This is a genomic window from Pseudomonas sp. Y3 TE3536 (assembly GCF_053629175.1).
The window spans coordinates 3304429-3323332 of sequence record NZ_JBRJHU010000001.1; the positions used below are offsets into that span (position 1 = coordinate 3304429).

At 62.0% G+C, this 18904-nt stretch carries 16 protein-coding genes; 10 read left to right on the forward strand and 6 right to left on the reverse strand.

Going from position 1 to position 18904, the window contains the following annotated elements:
- The first annotated feature begins 150 nt into the window (after nucleotides 1–150).
- From AB7M33_RS14970 to AB7M33_RS15015, 10 genes are all read left to right on the forward strand, one after another.
- Nucleotides 151–1794, forward strand: coding sequence for an acetolactate synthase large subunit (locus AB7M33_RS14970; RefSeq protein ID WP_099455110.1), 1644 nt, complete (start codon nucleotides 151–153; stop codon nucleotides 1792–1794).
- Between the two features lie 197 nt (nucleotides 1795–1991).
- Nucleotides 1992–3926, forward strand: coding sequence for a flavin monoamine oxidase family protein (locus tag AB7M33_RS14975; RefSeq protein ID WP_454243050.1), 1935 nt, complete (start codon nucleotides 1992–1994; stop codon nucleotides 3924–3926).
- Between the two features lie 148 nt (nucleotides 3927–4074).
- Nucleotides 4075–4971: a nitrilase family protein gene (locus AB7M33_RS14980; RefSeq protein ID WP_265969935.1), complete on the forward strand. Its 897-nt coding sequence runs from the start codon at nucleotides 4075–4077 to the stop codon at nucleotides 4969–4971.
- A gap of 11 nt (nucleotides 4972–4982) precedes the next feature.
- Entirely contained in the window at nucleotides 4983–6134 is a 1152-nt protein-coding gene (locus AB7M33_RS14985) for a hypothetical protein (RefSeq protein WP_454243051.1), read from the forward strand.
- Complete coding sequence (locus tag AB7M33_RS14990; RefSeq protein ID WP_454243052.1) at nucleotides 6131–7120, forward strand: asparaginase; 990 nt, start codon at nucleotides 6131–6133, stop codon at nucleotides 7118–7120. Before AB7M33_RS14985 ends, AB7M33_RS14990 begins: the two co-directional genes overlap by 4 nt.
- Nucleotides 7121–7210: 90 nt before the next feature.
- Nucleotides 7211–7762, forward strand: coding sequence for a UPF0149 family protein (locus tag AB7M33_RS14995; protein ID WP_265969938.1), 552 nt, complete (start codon nucleotides 7211–7213; stop codon nucleotides 7760–7762).
- A gap of 173 nt (nucleotides 7763–7935) precedes the next feature.
- Nucleotides 7936–8565, forward strand: a complete 630-nt coding sequence (locus AB7M33_RS15000; RefSeq protein WP_099430232.1) for a glutathione S-transferase family protein — start codon at nucleotides 7936–7938, stop codon at nucleotides 8563–8565.
- A gap of 28 nt (nucleotides 8566–8593) precedes the next feature.
- Nucleotides 8594–10624, forward strand: coding sequence for a pyridoxamine 5'-phosphate oxidase family protein (locus tag AB7M33_RS15005; RefSeq protein WP_454243053.1), 2031 nt, complete (start codon nucleotides 8594–8596; stop codon nucleotides 10622–10624).
- A gap of 86 nt (nucleotides 10625–10710) precedes the next feature.
- Nucleotides 10711–11607, forward strand: a complete 897-nt coding sequence (locus tag AB7M33_RS15010; RefSeq protein ID WP_265969942.1) for a LysR family transcriptional regulator — start codon at nucleotides 10711–10713, stop codon at nucleotides 11605–11607.
- A gap of 171 nt (nucleotides 11608–11778) precedes the next feature.
- The gene (locus AB7M33_RS15015) at nucleotides 11779–13074 is read left to right on the forward strand and encodes an MFS transporter (RefSeq protein WP_099430229.1); all 1296 of its coding nucleotides are present in this window, start codon (nucleotides 11779–11781) and stop codon (nucleotides 13072–13074) included.
- Between the two features lie 147 nt (nucleotides 13075–13221).
- Here AB7M33_RS15015 and AB7M33_RS15020 read toward each other — a convergent pair whose 3' ends face one another.
- The 6 genes from AB7M33_RS15020 to AB7M33_RS15045 form a co-directional block, all read right to left on the reverse strand.
- Entirely contained in the window at nucleotides 13222–14091 is an 870-nt protein-coding gene (locus AB7M33_RS15020) for an aldose 1-epimerase (protein WP_454243054.1), read from the reverse strand.
- Between the two features lie 25 nt (nucleotides 14092–14116).
- On the reverse strand, nucleotides 14117–15040 hold the full coding sequence (locus AB7M33_RS15025) for an EamA family transporter (RefSeq protein ID WP_099430227.1): 924 nt from the start codon (nucleotides 15038–15040) through the stop codon (nucleotides 14117–14119).
- A gap of 53 nt (nucleotides 15041–15093) precedes the next feature.
- A complete protein-coding gene (locus tag AB7M33_RS15030) occupies nucleotides 15094–16374 on the reverse strand; it encodes a TRAP transporter large permease (RefSeq protein WP_027594707.1) in 1281 nt (426 codons plus the stop codon).
- The gene (locus AB7M33_RS15035; protein WP_027594706.1) at nucleotides 16375–16902 is read right to left on the reverse strand and encodes a TRAP transporter small permease; all 528 of its coding nucleotides are present in this window, start codon (nucleotides 16900–16902) and stop codon (nucleotides 16375–16377) included. It lies immediately after the preceding gene.
- Between the two features lie 66 nt (nucleotides 16903–16968).
- On the reverse strand, nucleotides 16969–17940 hold the full coding sequence (locus AB7M33_RS15040) for a TRAP transporter substrate-binding protein (RefSeq protein ID WP_027594705.1): 972 nt from the start codon (nucleotides 17938–17940) through the stop codon (nucleotides 16969–16971).
- Nucleotides 17941–18003: 63 nt separating this feature from the next.
- Entirely contained in the window at nucleotides 18004–18882 is an 879-nt protein-coding gene (locus AB7M33_RS15045; protein WP_252825584.1) for a glucurono-1,5-lactonase, read from the reverse strand.
- Nucleotides 18883–18904 lie beyond the last annotated feature (22 nt).

Consider the following 18904-nt stretch of genomic DNA (forward strand, 5'->3'; position numbering starts at 1 on the left):
TAATCCTGTTCGCGCACGTGACTTTGCCCTGCCTAACCTGCGTCAAGACTTAGGTTCGGGGCACCCTCGCGCCCGAATAGAGCGATGCCAGCGTGCCGTGCTGCGCATTTATGGACTTTCACCGTCCTATCACTTGAGGTAGAGAGCAAGATGGCTAAGGCCGCCGATGTCGTTGTGCAATGCCTGGAAAACGAAGGTGTCGAGTATGTGTTCGGCATCCCTGGTGAGGAAAACCTCGACCTGCTGGAATCCCTGCGCAAGTCGAAGATCAAACTGGTCCTGACCCGCCACGAACAATCTGCGGGCTTCATGGCCGCCACCTATGGCCGCCTGACCGGCAAGACCGGCGTCAGCCTGTCGACCCTCGGCCCTGGCGCGACCAACCTGGTCACCGCCAGTGCATACGCCTACCTCGGCGGTATGCCGATGATGATGATCACCGGCCAAAAGCCGATCAAGAAGTCCAAACAGGGCCGCTTCCAGATCATCGATGTGTGCGGCATGATGGCCCCCATCACCAAGTACACCCATCAGTTCGCCTCGGCCGACAACATTCCTTCGCGCATGCGTGAAGCGTTCCGTCTGGCTGAAGAAGAAAAACCAGGCGCCGTGCACCTGGAACTGCCGGAAGACATCGCTGCCGAGCAGACCGATGCCATGCCGATCCCGCGCAGCCTGCACCGCCGCCCGCTGGCCGAGCACGTGGCCATCGAAGCCGCCATCGAAAAACTGCGCACCGCACGCAGCCCGATCCTGGTGATCGGTGCCGGCGCCAACCGCAAGATGACCGCCAAGGTCCTCAAGCAGCTGATCGACAAGACCGGCATTCCGTTTGTCACCACCCAGTTGGGCAAGGGTGTGGTCGACGAGCGCAGCCCGCGCTTCCTGGGCAACGCCGCGCTGTCGTCCGGTGACTTCGTCCACCGCGCAATCGAAGCGGCCGACCTGATCATCAACATCGGCCACGATGTGATCGAGAAGCCGCCGTTCTTCATGGTCCGTGGCGGCACCGAAGTCATCCACATCAGCTTCCGCTCCGCCGAAGTCGATGCCGTGTACTTCCCACAGGTCGAAGTGATCGGCGACATCGCCAACGCCGTCTGGCAGATCGCTGAAGGCCTGGGCGACACTTCGCACTGGGACTTCACCCGCCTCATGGCCATCCGTGAAGCCAACGAAGCGCAAATCGCCGAAGGTGCCGACGACGACCGCTTCCCGGTCTACCCGCAGCGCCTGGTCGCCGACATCCGTCGTGTGCTGCCGTCCGAAGGCATCGTTGCCCTCGACAACGGCATCTACAAGATCTGGTTCGCCCGTAACTACAAGGCCCACAAGCCGAACACCGTGCTGCTCGACAACGCCCTGGCGACCATGGGCGCCGGCCTGCCGTCGGCGATGGCAGCGCACCTGGTGTACCCGGACCGCCCGGTAATCTCGGTATGTGGCGACGGCGGCTTCATGATGAACAGCCAAGAGCTGGAAACCGCAGTCCGTCTGGGCATGCACGTCACCGTGGTGATCTTGCGTGATGACGGCTACGGTATGATCCGCTGGAAGCAGGCCAACATGGGCTTCACCGATTTCGGCCTGGACTACGGCAACCCGGACTTCGTCAAATACGCCGAAGCCTACGGTGCCAATGGCCACCGCGTGGAAAGCGCCGAAGGCTTGCTGCCGCTGCTCGAGCATTGCATCAAGACCCCTGGCGTACACGTGATCGACTGCCCGGTCGACTACAGCGAGAACGACCGCATCCTCAACAGCGAGCTGCGTGAGCGCGCGCTGGCGGTGTAAGGCTTAACGGCCTATTCGCGGGGCAAGCCCGCTCCCACAAGTACTGCACAGTTCCTGAGGACTGTGCTTACCTTGGGAGTAGGCACGCCCCCGCGAATGCTTTGCGCCAGACACCAAGTGGTATTAAATAAACACCGCGCCTGTCACTCTACGATTCTCCATTCTCAGGTTCCCCAACCCTTGGCGAACACGAGAACATGACGATCGGATCGACTCACAACCACCCCGCACACTTGGCCGTTGAGCCGTCATCCCCAGCCCAGCCATGGGCTGCACGTTACCCCAATCCACCCGATCTCTGTTTTGATTACCGCCGGTTGCTCGAGCAAGCGGGAGGTATAGCCCGTGCTACTCAGCCGCATCACCGAATATGCATTATCGGTGCTGGTGTAACGGGTTTGACCGCCGCACGGGAGCTGTTGCGTTGCGGTTTTACCCATATCACCCTGATCGAGCAATCGAAGCGTGTGGGCGGGCGTCATTTGACTGTGGTGAACACGCTTGGGGATCACAAGCACCCCACCACCCCATTCGAAATGGGGGCTATGCGCATGCCGTTGTTCAATAGGACAGGAGAGCCACCCAAGGACGGTCGCTCGCTTATGGCCTATTACGCCAATGTGTTCGAGCTGCGCCTGACTGACTTTCCCAATCCCGGAACGCCCTGGGTGAATGCCACCGGTATTTATCTGCGAGAGGGTCAGCTGGATGGGAAGGGGGATCCAACGCTGCTGATTTGGCTTAACCCGGAGGGAGACACACCACCTCCCACCCTTACGCTGCAGAATGTCTACAACAAATGGCGGCGCTTTGCGGAGCATTTCGCCGAGCGGGTCGCTGCTCATTATGGGACGGGAGATTGGGAGGCGATGTGGTCGGCAATCGTCGAACGTTATCACCGCTTGTCGTTCCGGGACCTGGTGCAGTTGCCTGCCCTTGACGCCTGGAGCGCTGAAAACCCCGGAGACTTCGGCGGGTTGGGGATGAACAGCGATGAGTCGGCAATTTTCTATGCAATCGGCATTGGAGATGGCAGCTGGGGCGCATTCTATGACGTCTGCTGCTTGTACCCGCTGCGTACTGCGATCTTTGGCTTCAGCAGCCATTTGCAGTTGGTGCATGGGCGTGTTGATGAGGGCGGCATACCCTACGTCGCACCGTATTTGGGAGCGGGCCAGTTACCCGATAGCAGAGGGCTCATGTTTCAGGCGCCTGCCTATTTGGGCCTTGCGGCGATGGATGATTGTCTGCTGTTCATGGACGTTGGGATGCAAGGCACATCGCTTTATGATCACTTCATTCAACGAGACGACGGTCTGCTGACCGACAGTTCAGTCTGCGCATTGCACAAGCAGTCTGATGGGCGTGTCCGGGTGGAGTATCGCTGGCAGCACAGTGATCCGGCACATAGCCAGGTTTTGCACGAGGATTTCGACAGCGTAATCCTCACCACGCCTTCATGGCTGATTGAAACCCACATACAGATCAATGGCTTCAATCGAGAGATTCTGCCGCAACGGATCATCGATGCCTGGAAGCATGCCCACTGGGAAACCAGTTGCAAGGTCTATGCACCACTCAAAAAAAGCTTTCTCGACCGCAAAGTGGCCATCCCTCAAATCCTCGTCACTGACAGCTTCGTGCACGATGTTTATGCCTACCGCTACAACGACAGCTACTCCGATGACTGCATCCTGCTCAGTTATACCTGGGAAGATGACGCCACTAAATTGGGGGCGATATCAGATCAGGCGTTGGGCAACAAATGCATCCAGGAACTCGACCGGATTCTGATGCGCTGTACCAATATGGGGGAAGCCATATCGCCTTACATCGATACTCGAAACATCCGCATACAGCGTTGGATGACAGATAGAAATGCTCTCGGCTGCGCAAAGCTGTACAGGGCAGGTACCTATTACGACGCAGTCAGCCTGATGAAATACAACCGCGACCTCAGCGCTGCCTCCGGACTCTATCTGGCGGGAGAGTCCTTCTCTGTTGACGCGGGTTGGACCGAGCCGTGCCTGCGCACTGCAATCGATACCGTGATCAACCTCTGCAATCGCACGAAAGCCACGTTCAATGGTGGCTTCACCTTGGATCATTACCCGCATTATCAAGTGCGGTAATCAGGGCGTCGGCAATCAATATGTAGGACCCTTCCCTCAATAATTCTTCCTTTTCCCTACGATCTTGTGGGAGCGTCCTGACTGTCGCTCCCAGGCTCAACCCCGCTTTACTGGCGCCCTTCCACAACAAACATAAAAGGAAGCCGCCATGTCTGAACACTGCACCCCTGTCAGCCCCGTGCGCATCGCAGTCATCCAGTATGACCCTCAAGTGGGGGTCGAGCACGGTGATAGCAATGTGAGCAGGGGCCTGGCATTGGCCCGGCGCGCCGTGCGCGAAGGTGCCAACCTGATTGTCCTGCCAGAGCTTGCCAACTCCGGTTATACGTTCCACTCGCGGGCAGAAGCCTATGCCCATGCGCAGACCCTGCACGACGGGCGCAGTGTCCAAGCCTGGGCGGACTTTGCGCGGGATCATCACATCTATCTGGCGGCGGGGTTCGCCGAACGGGATGGGATGAAGCTGTATGACAGCGCCGTACTTTTCGGCCCCGAAGGAATGCTTGGGCACTACCGCAAAGCGCACTTATGGAACCAGGAGAAGCTGTGGTTCACGCCCGGTAACCTCGGCTTCCCGGTGTTCGAAACCCCCATTGGGCGTATCGGCCTGTTGATCTGCTGGGATATCTGGTTCCCCGAAGTCCCCCGCCTGATGGCTGCACAAGGCGCCGACATCCTCTGCAGCCTCAACAACTGGGTGTGGACGCCTCCGCCGCTGTTCGATGAGGCCGGGCGCTGCATGGCTTCTTACCTGACCATGACCGCAGCGCACGTCAACAACGTCTATATCGCCGCTGCCAACCGAATTGGCAGCGAGCGTGGCGGTCGTTTTCTGGGCTGTTCGCTGATTGCCGGCACCAACGGCTGGCCGATCGGAGAAGTGGCAAGCGCGGAAGAGGAAAGCATTCTCTATGCCGATGTGGACCTCAGTGCGGCTCGGTCTGCGCCGATCTGGAACAGCCTCAATGATCTGCCGCGAGATCGGCGTACCGATCTTTATGACCACACCCTCGGTTATCGCCTGCATGCCCCGATGCCGCGCTGAGGAGGCAGAACATGAACGAGATAAGCATCCCGAATAGGCAAAGGCCACCGCTGGTGATATTGGCCTGCCTGACCGTACTGCTGATAGTTAGCCTGGTTTTCGGCCAATGGCCGGACTACGCACAGCTCACCGCCACCCTTGATCAACCCTTGAGCCGTTTGCGCTGGATAGTCGGCGACATCAGCGAAGTCGCTTTCTACAAGCACGAGTTGCCGGCTTTAGGCCTGCTGCTGGGGGCCTGTCTGGCGCATTGGGCCGGTCTTCGTGGCTACCGCTGGCAAGGCTTTGCCATTTGTTATGGCACTGGGCTGTGGCCGTGGGTGTTCACAAGCTCGCTGCTCGGCCTGTTGCTCAGCCACGTCTTGTGGGGGTGGACGCTGGCTGGGGGAGGGTGGCAACCGACCTTCGTTGCTTTCGTGTCGCTGCCGGCTGCCATGGTATTGCTGTTTGGCGGAGGCTGGCAGGTGACGATTACCGGGGCGCTACTCGGTGCGCTGCTGGTAACGCCTGGCAGCCTGCTCCTGGTCAATTACCTGTGCATTCCTTTGCAGTTGCCGGTGGTCATCGGCAACGTTGGCGGCATGGCCGTGGCGAGCGTAGTGGCTTTCCTGCTGTGCAAGCGTTTCCCGTCATGGGTGCACCAAGGCAAAAGGCCCGCGGGGTTGCAGCCCGTCACCCGTCAACCTGATTACGGTGTGGTCTGGACTTTTCGACGTGTGTTGGCTGACTTCAGTGAAGCGCCATTTTTCGGCAATGAGCTGGCCAGCCTCGGGTTGTTGCTGGGCCTGCTGTTGGCCTACGTGATTGCGCCTGCCGCACCAGCCTACGGTTCGCAACTGGTCGTGCAGATGGTGGCAGGCCAGGCGCTGGCGTCATTGGTGGGGGTGCTGGTGTGGCGTCGTCAATGGCAGGCGCGTGGCTGGTACCCCACTTACATTCCCATTGTGTCGATCGTTCCGGCTGCCGTGCTGATTCACGGTGGTGACTGGCAGGTTGTGGTAGCCAGCGCGGTACTGGGTGCGCTGGTAGCGCCGCCATTGGCGGTGGCCATCAGTGGCCGGTTGCCAAGCTATATGCATGGCTACATCGGCAATGTCTTGTCCATGGCCTTCAGTACATTGGCGATCGTGCCGCTGGTGGGGCTGATAGGAGGTGGGGCATGACTGAGTCTCCACAGTTGCCTCGGCTGTCGATCGCCAGCCTGGGCGGCACCGTCAGCATGCAGGTCGATACGGTTGACGGTGGTGTAACGCCAACGCTCGATTGTGAGAAGCAACTGTCCTTGCTGCCAGCGCTCAGGCAAATGGCGCACCTCGAAGTGGCGACGCTGGGCATGCTGCCCAGCGCCTCGCTCGGGTTTGTGACGCTGCTTGAAGTACTGGCGTGGGCGCGTGGTCAGATAGCGCGCGGTGCGCAGGCCGTGATGCTCACCCAAGGGACCGATACGCTAGAGGAGACGGCTTACTTCTTCGACCTGCTCTGGCCATTCGATGCCCCCTTGGTGCTGACCGGTGCCATGCGTTCGGCCAGCCAACCGGGCTGTGACGGGCCGGCCAATCTACTGGCGGCCGCGCAAGTGGCGTTAGCCCAGGCCAGTCAGGGGCGTGGCGTGCTGGTTGTGATCAACGACCAGATCCACAGCGCCGCGAAGGTTCGTAAGGTCGCCAGCCTGGCGATGTCCGCTTTCGAGTCACCAGGCAGTGGCCCCGTGGGCGAAGTGGTCGAAGGTGTTGCGCGCTATCACCACCAGCCTTCACCACGGGAGGTACTGCCACTGCCGCATCGTCTGGATCATCGCGTTGCCCTGTTGGAGGCCTGCCTGGATGCGGACACTGCCTTATTGCAGGCCTTGCCGGCGCTGGGTTACGAGGGGCTGGTGATTGCGGGGTTTGGTGCCGGGCACGTCTCGGGCGCCTGGTCCGAGATGCTGGGCCAACTCACGCCCGGCTTGCCAGTGATCATGGCTACCCGCACAGGCAGGGGGCCTACGGCGCTGGCGACCTATGGGTTTGTCGGCGGCGAGATCGACCTGCAGAAAAAAGGGCTGCACATGGCTGGGCAACTTTGCCCGCGCAAGTGCCGAGTCCTGCTCTGGCTGCTGATCGGGTCAGGCAGGCAGGCCCTGCTGCCCATGTGGTTGCCACGCTAGCGAAACTGCCCGTAGCCTCGTCGCTGCGGGCAGCCTTCTGGTGCGTGCTGTGCTAGGGTGCGTGCACTTTTGCTTTTCAGGACAACCCCCATGCTCCCCGCGCTCAGCGAAAAAGAACTCGACCGCCTCGAAGACCTGCTGATCACTTACGGCAACGATTATTCGGTACTCAACCTGGCCGAGCTCAATGGCTTTTTTACCGCCCTGGCCAGTTCCCCGATCATCGTCCACCCCGAACAATGGTTGCCAGCCGTGGCGGGTGGCAAAGTGCCGAAATTCAAGAAGCCCGCGCATGAAGAGGCGTACACGGCGTTGATGTTGCGTTACGCCAGCCAAGTGGCGGACGAACTGGGTGACAACATCGATCAGTTCGAACCGCTGTTCGAGGAAAATGAAACCGACGATGGCGCTGTGATCATCATGGAAGAGTGGTGCTTCGGCTATATGCGCGGTACCCAGGTCGCCAGCTGGGATGCGTTGCCGCCGGAGCAGGATCAACTGCTCAAGGCCATTTCCCTGCATGGGCTGGAGGACAACTTCGAGTTGCTCGATCAAATGCGTGAAGAGGACATTCAAGCCTGTGTGCCTCAGGTGATCGAGGCGGCACGCCAGTTGTTCAAGTTCCATAATCAGCGGCACTGAGCCGAAGATGCAGCCTATGCACTCCACTGTAAAAGCGGCCTAGCGCCGCTTCTACAAGCATTATTCCGCCACGCGAAATTATGGTTTCCCCCCAGCACTGATTCTGCTGCCAGTCGAATCGGTCCAACATGGCCTCCACCAGCCCATTCCGGCGCTGACCAGGAGCCAAGCCCATGTCGACCGCGATCAAACTCTACAACTTCCCCAAGTCTGGCCACGCGCACCGTATCGAGCTGATGCTCTCGTTGCTGAAGCTGCCGACCGAGCTGGTTTTCGTCGACCTGGCCAAAGGTGAGCACAAGCAGCCTGCCTTCCTTGCCCTCAACCCGTTCGGGCAGGTGCCGGTCATCGACGACAACGGCACCGTCATCGCCGACTCCAACGCCATCCTGGTCTACCTGGCCAAGAAATACGACAACGGCACCTGGTTGCCCGAGGAGCCCGAAGCCGCAGCGCGCGTGCAACGCTGGCTGTCGGTCGCCGCAGGCCCATTGGCCTTTGGCCCGGCTGCCGCTCGCCTGGTGACCGTGTTCGGCGCCGCGTTCAACACCGATGAAGTCATCGGCCGTGCCCACACCCTGCTCAAGGTGATCGACGCCGAACTGGCCAAGGCCCCCTTCCTGACAGGCAGTGAGCCCACCATCGCCGACGTTGCCAACTACTCCTACATCGCCCACGCACCAGAGGGCAATGTCTCGCTGGAGCCGTACGCCAACGTGCGCAGCTGGCTGGCACGGATCGAGGCGCTGCCAGGTTTCGTGCCGATGCCGCGTACCGCCACGGGCCTGCAAGCCGGCGATTGAGCTCAACCCCCCTTCGAGGAATGCCACCATGCACCAGCTTCCAGGCCATCGCGCGTCACCTTGGCACAGCGGTGAGAAGATCCTGCAGGAAAAGGTCGGTGTGTCGGAGCGCATGGAGGTGTTCGGGCAGAAGGTTATTCGCGACTTCATGCCAGACCAGCATCGCGCGTTCTATCAGCAGTTGCCGTTCATGGTGGCGGGCAGTGTGGATGCCCACGGCAGGCCGTGGGCGACCCTCCTGGAAGGCCCGCAAGGCTTCGTCAGCTCGCCCGACCCACGCCAGTTGCTGATCAACGTGGACCTGAAAGCGGATGACCCCGCCACACCAGGGCTGGCGAGCGGGCAGGCAATCGGGCTGCTGGGCATCGAGTTGCATACGCGCCGGCGCAACCGAATCAACGGCCTGATCGGCCAGGCACGTAACGGGCAACTGGAAGTGACGGTGGAGCAGTCGTTCGGCAACTGCCCTCAGTACATCCAGCTGCGCGAGTACACGCGTAGCGATGAGCCGGCAAAAGGGCGCGTCGATTCCACTGCACTGGATGCCCGCGCGGTTGCCATGATCGAAGCGGCCGATACCTTTTTTGTCGCAAGCTACGTCGCGCAAGACGATGGCCAGCGTTCGGTCGACGTGTCCCACCGCGGCGGTCGGCCTGGGTTCGTCAAGGTCGAGGGCAACCGCCTGACCATTCCCGACTACGCCGGTAATTTGCACTTCAATACGCTGGGCAACCTGTTGGTGAACCCGGTGGCAGGGTTGCTGTTCATCGACTTCGCCACCGGCAATGTACTGCAGCTTTGCGGGCATGCCGAAGTGGTACTGGAGAGCCCTGCCATCAACGCGTTCGAGGGCGCCGAGCGGCTGTGGACGCTGGACGTCGAGCACGTGGTATGGCGCCCGGCAGCCGTGTCGCTGCGCTGGGCCTTTAAAGAATACGCACCGACCAGCCTGATGACCGGCACCTGGGCCGAGGCCGGCGAACGCCTGCAACAGCGTGAACGTCAGCGTCAATGGCAGGCGTGGCGGGTGGTGCGCCTAGAGCAGGAGAGCCGTGATATTCGCTCGTTCTACCTGGCGGCAGATGCACCCGTGCAGTTTGCGCCAGGGCAGCATATTCCTGTGCGTATCGCGCTGGGCAGCGATGCCCCGCTGATTCGCACCTACAGCGTTTCCAGCGCCCCGTCGGACGGTTACCTGCGCATCAGCGTCAAGGCCCAGGGCCCGGTATCGCGCTATCTGCATGAGCGCATTGCGGTGGGGGACCTGCTCGATGTGCGCCTGCCCATGGGCAGTTTTACCCTGGATGAGCAAAGCGCACGGCCGATTGTACTGATTGGCGCGGGCGTGGGTATCACGCCATTGATCGCCATGCTACGAGCACAATTGGCCCGGCGTCAGGCGCGGCCTATTCACCTGTTTCACGGTGCGCGAAGCCTGGCGGACTTGCCCTTCCAGCAAGAACTGGCGGCGCTGCGCCAGCAAGCGGGCGAATGGTTGCGTGTGCACCGTTGCCTGAGCCAGCCTGAGGCCGAGGCCGTCAGGGGGCGCGACTACGAGCATGCTGGCCGGCTGGGCATTGAGCAGGTGAAAGCCCAGCTGGCGCTGGATGACTACGATTTCTATGTGTGTGGCCCAGCGAGTTTTACCCAGGACCTGTACGAAGGGCTGCGTGCCGTGCATGTACCCGACGCACGTATCCATGCCGAAGCCTTTGGGCCATCGACGCTCAGGCGGCACACCGACGACGACCAGCCGGTGCTGCAGCAGCCCCCGGCTGCCAGCGAAGCGGTGCCGGTGTACTTCGCCAGCTCGGCCAAGGAGGCGCGCTGGGCACCGGGTAGCGGCACTTTGCTGGAGCTTGCCGAGGCGCGTGGGTTGTCGCCGGATTTCAGCTGTCGGGGTGGTTCATGCGGCACCTGCAAGACCAAGGTGGTGAGTGGGCAGGTGCATTACCCGAACCCGCCTGCCGAGATGCCGGAAAGCGGTACGGCGCTGATCTGCTGTGCCGTGCCGGCTAAAGTGGAGGAGGGCGCGCAGGCCTTGGTGCTGGAACTGTAGTGCTGACTGTTGTGGCCTGCGCACAGGGCAGCGAAAAAACCGCAGATAATCGATAATCCACACCCCCCGACATCCCAGGAGCCGGCATGGATCAGATTCACCTGATGAAGGTGTTCGTAGCAGTCGGCGAGCTGGAAAGCTTCGCCGCTGCCGCCCGCCGGTTGGACATCTCGCCCGCCGCGGTAACCCGTGCTGTCAGTGCCCTGGAGGACCAGTTGGGGGTCAAACTGCTGCTGCGCACCACCCGCAGCGTACGCCTGACCGAAGCGGGTGGCCGCTACCTGGAAGATACCCGGCATATTCTCGCCAGCATCCACGAGGCCAATGAAGCCGCGGCCGGCATCAACGCCACGCCCAAGGGTGACTTGGCCGTTACCGCGCCGATCCTGTTCGGCAAGAAATTCGTCATGCCGTGCATCGTTCGTTACCTGCAGCAATACCCCGAGGTCGACGTGTCTGCGTACTTCCTCGACCGGGTGGTGAACATGGTCGAGGAGGGCATGGACGTGGCCGTGCGCATCGGCCCGCTGCCAGACTCCGGCCTGAAGGCGCTGCGGGTGGGCAGGGTGCGGCGCATGCTCTGCGCCTCGCCGGACTACCTGGCGCGCCACGGCGTGCCGCAACACCCATCGGACTTGCCAGGCCATGCGGTGATCGGCACCACCAACTTGTCGCCCCGGGCCGGTTGGCGCTTCGGCGTGACGGATGAGCCGACCCTGGTCCGCATGAAGCCGCGGCTGACCGTGACCAGCAATGATGGGGCGATTGCCGCAGCCAGTGGCGGGCTGGGGATCGCACGGTTGCTGTCGTACCAAGTGGCGGACGAGATAGCGAACGGGCAGTTGCAGGTCATTTTGGCCGAGTACGAAGAAGCCCCCTGGCCGATTCATGTGCTGCACCGGGAGAGCAAGTACGGGTCCGCCAAAGTCAGGACCTTCATCGACATGCTAGCCCAGGCGCTTCGAGCCCAAGGGCTGGATTGAGGTCGTACAACCCACTGCAATAGCACCCCTGAATATACACATTCGTTAACAATTTATGTTGTACGACGACCTACGACATGGCAATCTTGCGCCTGAAACAAATTGTCTCAATTAGCGCTGCCAGCGTTGAGGCACTCACCCGCACCTCTAAAAATAAGATTCAGGTGAACCATGAAGATGAAAGGCATCCGTTGGTGGATGGTCAGCCTCGTCACGGCTGGGCTCGTCGTCAACTACCTCGCCCGCAATACCCTCTCGGTGGCTGCCCCCACCTTGATGACCGACCTCTCCATCACGACCGAGCAATACGCCAAGATCGTCGCCGCCTGGCAGGTGTGCTACGCCCTTATGCAGCCGATCGCCGGCTGGTTTATCGACTTCATCGGGACCAAGCTCGGTTTTGCCGTGTTCGCCATGGCCTGGTCGGTGGCGTGTGCTGGCGCAGCTTTGGCCACGGGCTGGCAAAGCATGGCCTTCATGCGCGGGCTGCTGGGCATGACCGAAGCAGCCGGCTTGCCTGCCGGGGTCAAGGCCACCACTGAATGGTTTCCGGCCAAAGAGCGGTCGGTGGCGATCGGCTGGTTCAACATCGGCTCCTCGCTGGGTGCGTTGCTGGCGCCGCCTCTGGTGGTGTGGGCCATCCTGCACAGCGGCTGGCAACTGGCCTTTGTGATGGTCGGGGTGTCCGGCATCGTCTGGACGGTTTTGTGGATGCTGTTCTACAAACACCCTCGCGATCAGAAGCGTTTGAGCAGCGAAGAGCGTGACTACATCCTGTCTGGCCAGGAAGCGCACTTCAAGGAAGAGAAGCGCGAGAAGGGCGCCTGGAAACGCATCTTCAAGACTCGAAACTTCTACGCCATCGCCTCCGCGCGCATCCTCTCGGAGCCGGCCTGGCAAACCTTCAATGCCTGGATCCCGCTGTACCTGATGACCGAGCGGCACATGAACATCAAGGAAGTGGCGATGTTCGCCTGGCTGCCGTTTCTCGCGGCCGACATCGGCTGTGTGCTCGGTGGTTACCTGAGCCCGCTGTTCCACCGTCACTTGAAGGTGTCGCTGTTCACCTCGCGCAAGATGGTGCTGGTGTTCGGTGCCAGCTGCATGATCGGCCCGGCGTGCATTGGCTTGGTTGAAAGCCCGTATACCGCGATTTTGCTGCTGTGCATGGGTGGCTTTGCGCACCAGACGCTGTCGGGGGCGCTGTATTCGATTACGTCGGACTCGTTCAGCAAGGACCAGGTGGCCACCGCGACAGGTATGGGCGGGATGTGCGGGTACCTGGGCGCGGCGGTGTTTACCCTGGTGTTTGGCATCCTGGTGACGCAGATCGGCTACAGCCCGCTGTTCGTGGTGCTGGCAGCGTTCGATATCGTTGCGGCGGTGCTGGTGTGGAAGGTTGCGCGTGAGGTACGGGGTGAGCCGGTCGCGCGGCAGGGCGTGGCCACCGGCGAAGTGCTGGTTTAAAGCTTGAGATCGCGGGGCTGCTCTGCAGCCCATCGCCGGCAAGCCAGCTCCCACCCGAACTGTGTAGCCTCCAAGTTAAGCGCCACACCTGTGGGAGCTGGCTTGCCGGCGATGGGTCGCAAAGCGACCCCTATACAGGCAACCCCCTTACAGCGCCCGATACTGCATCTTGAACCCCAAGCTCATCGCCTCACCCTGCTGCAACAACCGCAACCCTGGCCGCCCAGGCAGGTGATGCGCGTTGATCGGGTGGCTGACCGGCTCGAAGCAGAAAAACGCCTTGCCCGGTGGGCAGAACAACAGAAAGTGCTCGCACCCACTGGCCGTGCATTCCAGGGCATAGCCCGCGCTGGGCTGTTCGATCACGCAGTTGCCAGGCCAACCACCGAACGCATGGTCGACCACCCTGGTCGGCAACGCGCCCGGGCTGTCGAAGCACCAGTCATCAGGCAGCTCAGCCGGGTACGACGGCAGCCGCCCCTCTTCTGCCAGCCACACATGCTGCGCCGCAGCGCTTAGCCGGGTGTCCGAATACCGCGGGAAATAAGGATGCAGCCCCAGCCCATACCAGGTGGCCGTTTGATCCAGGTGGGTCACATGCAAGTCGAGGTTCAGGCACCCGTCGAGCAGGTGCACATCCAGCGTCGCCCGGTAGGCAAAGGGCAACTGGCTGTCGAGCGTTAGCCGGGCACGGCGTTCACTGTGGTGGTCCACCTGCCAGGCCTGCTGCCAGGCGGTGCCATGAATCGGGTAGGGGTCGTGTGCGGTGTTGGGCGCCAGCGCCAGCCAACCCTCGGGCCGCTCGAAACCCCCTTGGGCAATCCGGTTGGACCAAGGCGCCAGTGGGTAGCACGCCAGTTGCCGCGGCGTGCCGCTGGCCAGCGCGTCTTGGTCAGAGTGGCGCAGCAGCGCCTGCCCGGTCGCTTTCACTTCCCAGTTGATCAGGCTGGCGCCCAGGTCCGGCGCCAGGCTCAGGCGGGTCAGGTGGTCTTGCAGGTGCAGTTCGGTGACAGCCATCAGCGGCTCCTTTCAGAATGTTTGCTCAGCTCGCCCGGCGATAGGTCAGCAGCACGATGCCGCACACCACCACGGCACCGCCGATCAGTTGCAAGGTACTCAGGCGCTGATCCAGCAACGCCCAGCCCAGCAGCAAAGTGGCGATCGGTTCGATGTTCATCACCGGCGCGTTCTGCGCCATGTTCAGCCGGGGCACACAGACAAACAGCAGGGTGAAGGCCACGCCATACAGCACCACCAGGCTGGCCAAGGCCGCCCAGCCGCTGCTGCTGGCAGGCAGCGACAGCCCGGAGGGCATCACGCCGCTTGCGCCTGCCACCAGCATGCTGGAGAACACGATCAGCAAGGTCAGCAGGCTGCGTACCGGGCCGCGCACGGCGGCCAGCTTGTGATCGGTGATCCACAGCGCGCAGGCGAAGGCGCACGCGGCGCAGAAGGCCAGGCTGACGCCCAGGGCCCAGTGCGGGTTGGCGTCGGCGCTGTCGGCCAGCCGCGCCGGTACATCCAGCGCCAGCACCAGGCCGCAGAGGATCAGGCCCATGAACAGCACGGTGCGGCCAGTCGGGCGCGCGCCGCCCAACGCCCACGTGAGCAGCGCCAGCAACATCGGGAAGGTATTGCCCACCAGCAGCGCGAGTGCCACCGGGATGCGCGCCACCGCCGAATACAGGCACAGGCTCTGTGTGGCGATCAGCAGGCCAAGCAGCAATTGCCAGCGCCGTGTGCCGGTCGGCAGGCCCACTGCCTGGCGTTGCCACAGCAGCAGGCAGGCCAGGACCAGAAAGGTGATGCCGGAGCGGCAGAGAATCGCCAGCAGCACGCCGGTGCCGTCATCGAAGGCGATGCGTGCGGCAACGTGGTTGGCGGCGAACGAGCAGGCCAGCAGCGCCAGTAGCGCCAGCGCCAGCTTGCGAGGAAAGAGGGGAGTGGCAGAGGAGGGAACAGCCATGTGCAGGATCCATTTGCAAAAGAGGATGGGGCCGCAAGCGGCCCCATTTGGCTTTACAGCACCACGCTGGGCAGCCAGAGCGAGATGGCAGGGATGTAGGTCACGGCCATCAGTACCAGGAACAACGCCAGGTAGAAGGGCAGCAGCGCCTTCACCGTCGACTCGATGCTCACCTTGCCGACGGCCGAACCGACGAACAGCACCGCGCCCACCGGCGGTGTGATCAGGCCGATACCCAGGTTCACCAACATGATCATGCCGAAGTGCACCGGGTCTACACCGATGCCCGTGATCACCGGCAGCAGGATCGGCGTCAGGATCAGGATCAGCGGCGCCATGTCCATCACCGTGCCCAACAGCAGCAGCATGAAGTTGATGCACATGAGGATCACGTAGCGGTTATCCGACAGGGTCAGGAACGCCGTGGTGATCTTCGACGGGATCTGCATCAGCGTCATCACGTAGCCGAAGCTTGCGGCAAAGCCGATCAGGATCATCACGATCGAGATGGTGCGTACCGTGCGGTGCATCAACTTGGGCAGGTCACGCCACTTGTAGTCGCGGTAGATGAACATGGTCACGAAGAACGACCAGACCACGGCCACGGCGGCCGACTCGGTCGCGGTGAATACGCCCGACAGGATACCGCCGAGGATGATGACCATCGCCATCAGCCCCCACAGCGCCTCGCCCGCGATTTTCAGCGCTTGGCGCAGCGGGATCACTTCGCCTTTGGGGTAGTTGCGCTTTTTCGCGAAGATCAGGCACAGGCCCATCATCACCGCGCTCAGCAACAGCCCAGGCATCACCCCGGCCATGAACAGCGAGGCAATCGACACCGTGCCCCCCGCGGCCAGCGAGTACAGCACCGAGTTGTGGCTGGGCGGGGTCAGCAGCGCCTGTACCGAGCCACTGACGGTCACGGCGGTGGAGAATTCACGCGGGTAGCCTTTGCGCTCCATCTCCGGGATCAGCACCGAGCCGACCGACGCGGTGTCGGCCACCGACGAGCCGGAAATCGCGCCAAAGAACGTCGAGGCCATGATGTTGACCAGCGACAACCCGCCCCGCACGAAGCCCACCAGTACCCCAGCGAACGCCACCAGCCGCCGGGACATGCCGCCCTCGGCCATGATCGCGCCAGCCAGTACGAAAAACGGAATCGCCAGCAGCGAAAACTTGTTAACCCCACTGGCCACCTGGATCATCATCGCCTGCAGCGGGATATCGATCCACCAGGCGCCGATCAGCGCAGACAGGCCCAAGGCGTAAGCCACTGGCATGCCGATCAGGATCAACGCGATGAAACTGCCCAACAGAATGAACGCATCCATTTACGCAGCTCCTTCGCTTTCTTCAGCCAGGTCGAAACGCACCACCTTGCGGTTGCTTTGGTCGCCCAGCAGGAGTTTTTCCACGACAAAGATCAGCGTCAGCACGCCCCCCACCGGGATCGGTGCGTAAGTCATGCCCACGCGTATGCCTGGCAGCGAGGCCAGCGACTGGTTCCAGGTGGTGATGCACAGCTTGGTGCCGTAATAGGTCATGAACACGCACACCACGATCATCAGCAGTTGCACCAGCAGTGAAACCAGCTGGCGCTGCAGGGCGGGCAGGCGGTCGGTGATCATCGCCACCGCCATGTGCGCGCCCGCCCGGTAGCTGGCGGCGGCGCCGACGAAAGTGAACACAACCATCAGCAAGATCGCGACCGGCTCAGGCCAGCTGGAGCCGGTGCCCAGCACGTAGCGGGCGAAGATGCCCCACGGAATGATCAGCGTCATGGTCAGGATCGACAGGCCCGCAATCCAGATGCAGCCGCGGTACAGCGTGTCGTTCACGCTCAGGAAAAGCGATTTCATAGGCATCACCAAAGCGACAGGGCGGCGGCCGCCGCACTGTCGAGGTCGTCTTGGAAGGGGCCGGTATTACTGGACGGCGTCGATACGCTTCATCAGGTCGGCGTACGGTGCGCCGTACTTCTCGCGGACCGATGCGGTGGCGTCAAAGAACGGCTTCTTGTCGACGGTGATGAACTCGACACCGGCCGCCTTCAGCTTCTCTTCGCTGGCTGCGGACTTGGCGTCCCACAGCGCACGCTCTTCCATCTGCGCTTCACGCGCGACCTTCTTCACCAGTGCCTGTTGGTCTGCGGTGAGCTTGTTCCAGGTGGTCTTGGACATCACCACCGGCTCCGGCAGGATCAGGTGGCCAGTGAGGGTGTAGTACTTGGCGCTCTGGAAGTGGTTGTGCTCGAGCAGCGTCGGCGGGTTGTTCTCGGCGCCGTCGATCACGCCGGTCTGCAGTGCGCTGAAGATCTCGCCGGTGTCCATGGCGATGCCGTTGCCGCCCATGGCGTTCATCATGTCGATGAACAGTGGGTTGCCCTGCACGCGGATCTTCATGCCCTTGAGGTCTTCAAGGCTGCGCACCGGTTTTTTCGTGTAGATGCTGCGCGAGCCGCCATCCATCCAGGCCAGGGCCACCAGGTTGAATTCGGAGTTGGTGATTTTGTCGAGGATCTCCTGGCCGATATCGCCGTCGATGATCTTGCGCATGTGTTCATGGTCACGGAACACGAACGGCATGTTGAACACGTTCACGTCCGGCACCACCGGGCCGACGATCCCCAGGCTGACGCGGGTCATTTGCACGGCACCAATCTGTGCCTGCTCGATCACTTCCTTCTCGGAGCCGAGCACCCCACCGGCGAACATCTTGAAGGTGATCTCGCCATTGCTGGCGGCTTCGAGCTTTTTGCCCATGTTCTGTTCGGCGACCACGGTCGGGTAGCCGGCCGGGTGAATCTCGGCGAACTTGATGTCTAGCGCGGAGGCCGGCATCGACAGGCTGAAGGCGAAGGGGAGTACGGCAAGGAGCAGCTTGCGTTTGAAGGTCATGGTGAAACTCCGTGGTTTTTATTATCCGGTTTCGTGTGTGCAAGTGTGTGGCAGAGCGGGTGTTCAGCCCCGGTAGGCAGGCTCCTCCAGGCCTTTGACGCCGAGCTCGAAGGCAAATACCCCACCGGCCAGCGGCTGGTCGGAGAGGTCAATGCCCGCAGGGCGGATCGACGTGACGAACAGGGTGTCCAGGTTGGCGCCACCAAAGGCGCACATGGCCGGTTTTTTCACCGGCACATTGAGCGAGCGGTCCAGGCGGCCATCGGGGGTGAAGCGGTGGACCTGGCCGGCGTCGTTGCCGCAGATCCAGTAGCAGCCGTCCTGGTCGATGGCGGCGCCGTCGGGGCGGCCAGGGTAGGCATGCATGTCGACGAACAACCGCTTGTTGTGGGGCGTACCGCTGTCGATGTCGTAGTCGAACACCCAGATTTTCTGCACGTTGGGGTGCGAGTCCGACAGGTACATGCGCGTGCCGTCGGGGCTGAAGGCCAGGCCATTGGGCACGATCATGCCGTCCTGCTGCAGGTGCAGGTGCCCTTCGCCGTCATGCCGGTACAGCGCCCCGACATGGGCGCCCTGCGGCATGTCCATCAACATGGTGCCGGCCCAGAAGCGGCCCTGGCGGTCGCAGCGCCCATCGTTGAAGCGCATGCCGCCCTGGGCATGTTCGACGGTGCTGAGCAGGCGGCTGTCGAGGCTGCCGTCGGCCTTGGGTTCGAGGTGGAAGATGCCGCTTTCCATCCCCGCGACCCACCCCTGTTCGGTGCGGGCGATGCAGGCGAGCATTTCGTCACCTTGCCACGCCTGCTGGGCCCCATTGGGCTGCCAGCGGTGCAGTGTGCGGGCAGGGATGTCGACCCAGTACAGGGCCTGTTCGGTAGGGTGCCACACAGGGCTTTCGCCGGTACCGTTGCGGGCGTCGACGATCAGTTCGCAGTTCATGGCCGTGCCTCCTGGCGCGCGG

Coding starts and splice junctions, on each gene's coding strand:
- AB7M33_RS15015 (WP_099430229.1), top strand. CDS start 11,779: ATGAAGATGAAAGGCATCCGTTGGTGGATGGTCAGCCTCGTCACGGCT.
- AB7M33_RS15010 (WP_265969942.1), top strand. CDS start 10,711: ATGGATCAGATTCACCTGATGAAGGTGTTCGTAGCAGTCGGCGAGCTG.
- AB7M33_RS15020 (WP_454243054.1), bottom strand. CDS start 14,091: ATGGCTGTCACCGAACTGCACCTGCAAGACCACCTGACCCGCCTGAGC.
- AB7M33_RS14985 (WP_454243051.1), top strand. CDS start 4,983: ATGAACGAGATAAGCATCCCGAATAGGCAAAGGCCACCGCTGGTGATA.
- AB7M33_RS15025 (WP_099430227.1), bottom strand. CDS start 15,040: ATGGCTGTTCCCTCCTCTGCCACTCCCCTCTTTCCTCGCAAGCTGGCG.
- AB7M33_RS14975 (WP_454243050.1), top strand. CDS start 1,992: ATGACGATCGGATCGACTCACAACCACCCCGCACACTTGGCCGTTGAG.
- AB7M33_RS15005 (WP_454243053.1), top strand. CDS start 8,594: ATGCACCAGCTTCCAGGCCATCGCGCGTCACCTTGGCACAGCGGTGAG.
- AB7M33_RS15030 (WP_027594707.1), bottom strand. CDS start 16,374: ATGGATGCGTTCATTCTGTTGGGCAGTTTCATCGCGTTGATCCTGATC.
- AB7M33_RS14980 (WP_265969935.1), top strand. CDS start 4,075: ATGTCTGAACACTGCACCCCTGTCAGCCCCGTGCGCATCGCAGTCATC.
- AB7M33_RS15035 (WP_027594706.1), bottom strand. CDS start 16,902: ATGAAATCGCTTTTCCTGAGCGTGAACGACACGCTGTACCGCGGCTGC.
- AB7M33_RS14990 (WP_454243052.1), top strand. CDS start 6,131: ATGACTGAGTCTCCACAGTTGCCTCGGCTGTCGATCGCCAGCCTGGGC.
- AB7M33_RS15040 (WP_027594705.1), bottom strand. CDS start 17,940: ATGACCTTCAAACGCAAGCTGCTCCTTGCCGTACTCCCCTTCGCCTTC.
- AB7M33_RS14970 (WP_099455110.1), top strand. CDS start 151: ATGGCTAAGGCCGCCGATGTCGTTGTGCAATGCCTGGAAAACGAAGGT.
- AB7M33_RS15000 (WP_099430232.1), top strand. CDS start 7,936: ATGTCGACCGCGATCAAACTCTACAACTTCCCCAAGTCTGGCCACGCG.
- AB7M33_RS15045 (WP_252825584.1), bottom strand. CDS start 18,882: ATGAACTGCGAACTGATCGTCGACGCCCGCAACGGTACCGGCGAAAGC.
- AB7M33_RS14995 (WP_265969938.1), top strand. CDS start 7,211: ATGCTCCCCGCGCTCAGCGAAAAAGAACTCGACCGCCTCGAAGACCTG.